Consider the following 3128-nt stretch of genomic DNA (forward strand, 5'->3'; position numbering starts at 1 on the left):
TGATGTCATCAACATGAATATATGGCATTGATAATCAGTTAGTTGTAAATTTAATTAATATAGACTGAAATTCATTTTTATTTGTCCTATTAGAAACATATAATTGGGGTACTTCTGTAAGTAAATTAAGCAGAAGCAGGACATTTTTGTCCATTAGACCCATAGTATGAATTACATATTATACATGGTGAAGTATAATCAAATCATGCAGAGAGAATGTTGTGAGTTGCATACTTACTATCTGTATGAGGTGAATCCTAACACTCAAAATCAGGAACTAAATTTACAATTGATTGCCAAACACATTTGATAAAATTAAAATAACATATAAAGATATATGTAGTAGCAAAAAGAGGTTCCTTGGGAACAAGTATAATGGGATTGGCTTAGACATATCAGTGAAGCCAACCAAGAGAGTGATAATCGTAGAAGTATCAAGCAAAGTACTATTTGAAGACTGCTGGAAGCTAATATCGTTAGGCACTGTCCAAAGGGTTTATAAAAGTATTGCGGAGCAATTGGATATAAGCTTTGATGAATTTGTAAACGGACATGTTAAGAACTATTTGGAAGTAACAAATGATGTACGGGTAAAGCAGCCACATTCAACTGTAGGCAGCATGTTTGACCTATCTCAACTCCAAACGGTCTATACAAGGTATGGTGACAAGCCTCATAAGTCTGCTGGACTGCCAACGTCCTTCAACTTAATTAAAGACAAACTTACTTATGAGTACAGAGATTACTTCTCTTGTTATGTTAAATTGCCTGAGCTATTGGCACTTGATAAGCGAGAGAATCAAAGGTTCCTGAATGCCTTCACAGTAGAACAGAGAGAACAAGTAGTAAAAGCCTTCGATCGTGTCGTGAGAATAGAAACAAAGCTTCAGACCTTAGTGAAAATCAGACAGCACTTTAACATACCGAAAGGCGAAATACCTACCCTATGGGATATATTGACTTCTGAAGTTACATTAAACAGGAACATGCTTGATAATATATACGCTAAAGTAATTGAGAGCAGAAAGAACAGGTTTAAGGGTAGCGAAAAAAATATGTTTCTTTTACATGCTTATTTAGAGAAACATAATTATGATTTAGACAAGGCTTTTAAGTACTTTAAAGCAAATGTTAAATATGCAAAGCCTAATAGGTTTAGAGATGATTTGATTGAGATCATAAATCTTCAAGCTCAAGAAAAAAAAGATAAGCTACTTGAAGACTATCTTGAGCTTAGCGGTAAGCTCTAAATAGAACAGGCAGGTAGTTTCATGAAACGGTATAGCATTGATGTTATACCGTTTTTTAGTTCATAGTTTATAAAAAAGTTTATTTAAACTTGTATAAAAGGAACTATATATTATATTTGAAATATTATTAATGGAGGATCTTTCAGGCCAGTGAAAGTATAGTGTAGAGCGATAATTTAGATTATATGGAAAATTCAACAGTCTATTCGATTGGTCACGGAAACAAGCCAATTGAAGAATTTCTTAATGAGCTTCGATCATTTGGAATACAATTTCTTATAGATGTTAGGTCAAAGCCTTACTCAAAATATAATCCTCATTTCAATAAAACGGAACTGGACTTAGAACTTAAGAAGGCAGGTATAACTTACGTATTCCTTGGTGATAAATTAGGTGGCCTACCTGAAGATAGGTCATGCTACATTGCTGGAAAGGTAAACTATGACTTGATTAAAATTAAGTCCTTTTTCAAAGAAGGTTTAGAAAGATTAACAACTGCTAATGCAAAGAATATAAGAGTAGCTGTAATGTGCAGCGAATCTAAGCCTGAAGAGTGCCACAGGAGCAAGCTTATTGGTCAGGAACTTCTAAAAGAAGACATATCAATGAAGCATATAATAGCTCCTAACCGCATCAAAGAACAGGTAATAGTGATGAACGAGCTAACCAAGGGTAAAGGAACTCTTGATTTATTCGGTAACGAAACGAATTTTACTTCCCGCAAAACATACGAATAATGGAGTTTTATACAATCGGTGTCTACAATACTTCTGAAGAGGAATTCTTTAAAAAAATTACCGACAATCATATAGACACTTTCTGTGACATCAGGCAGAGGCGTGGTGTACGTGGTGCTAAATACTCTTTTGTTAATAGTAATCGCTTGCAGGCTCGCTTGAATGATCTTGAAGTAAAGTATGGACATGTATTAGAGCTTGCCCCTACAACTGAGATCAGGGATTTACAGAAAGAAGCTGATGCTCAGAACAAGGAGTTAAAGAGTGAAAGACAGGAACTAGGAAAGGTATTTACTATTGAGTACAAGAACAGGATTCTCAACAGCTTTGATTTTGAGACATTCTTAGAAAAGCTTGACCAAGTTGGTGCAAAGAGGGTGGTTTTATTTTGTGTAGAGGAAAAGGCTGAGGCTTGCCACAGGTCGATAGTAGCAAACAAGCTTAACAAAGATTTCAACTACACTATAAACCACCTTTAGTATGCATGTACTCATTGTTTCAAAAACCCAAATGTCCAATGCTATTTGCGTTGGTGCAGTAACAGATAAAGGTCGTTCCGTGAGACTGCTTACTGATAGTGGCTATAATCAGTCTCATGATACTGACTTTGAAATTAAGGAAGTTTGGGACATAACGTACAAAGAGAGAGAGCATAAAGTTGCTCCACATATTGAAGATATTCTGGTTTTATCAAAGAAATATATAGGAACTTCTGAGATGAAGATGATAGATCTTCTTGCAGAAGTTAATGCACCTATTTGGCGAGGAAGTCCCAACACCTTATTTGGAGGTCTGTTGAATTGGACATCTAATGGAAGTGGCTATATTAATGAAGTAAACGGTGTCCCAAACCAAAGTGTAGGATTTTGGATACCTGACCAAGACCTTACCAAAAAAGAATTTCATGGTACACGCTATGATTATCCTAATATGTTTGGGTTTGATAAAAGTATTAAATACGTAGGACTAGACACTCCTATTGAAAAAATTCCTGCTGGCTCTTTAATTAGACTATCACTCGCAAGGTGGTGGGATACTAATGGTAATACTGAAGAACGTTGCTCTTTGCAGTTATCAGGTTGGTATGATGTTGTTCAAACCATAGTCCAACCCACAACTCCACCAAGATTATCTGCATTCC

The 3128-nt window shown here is 35.5% G+C and carries 4 protein-coding genes; all 4 read left to right on the plus strand.

The features are described from left to right. Positions 1-293 precede the first annotated feature (293 nt). The gene (locus OB13_RS13740; protein ID WP_461490740.1) at positions 294-1250 is read left to right on the plus strand and encodes a hypothetical protein; all 957 of its coding nucleotides are present in this window, start codon (positions 294-296) and stop codon (positions 1248-1250) included. A 185-nt stretch (positions 1251-1435) separates the two neighbouring features. Then, a complete protein-coding gene (locus OB13_RS13745) occupies positions 1436-1987 on the plus strand; it encodes a DUF488 domain-containing protein (RefSeq protein WP_461490741.1) in 552 nt (183 codons plus the stop codon). Beyond that, positions 1987-2466, plus strand: a complete 480-nt coding sequence (locus OB13_RS13750) for a DUF488 family protein (protein ID WP_461490742.1) — start codon at positions 1987-1989, stop codon at positions 2464-2466. Before OB13_RS13745 ends, OB13_RS13750 begins: the two co-directional genes overlap by 1 nt. A 1-nt stretch (position 2467) precedes the next feature. Continuing rightward, positions 2468-3128, plus strand: a 661-nt coding sequence (locus OB13_RS13755) for a dual OB domain-containing protein (RefSeq protein ID WP_461490743.1), incomplete at its 3' end; no start/stop codon positions are given.

It is taken from the genome of Pontibacter sp. HJ8, from assembly GCF_054824225.1.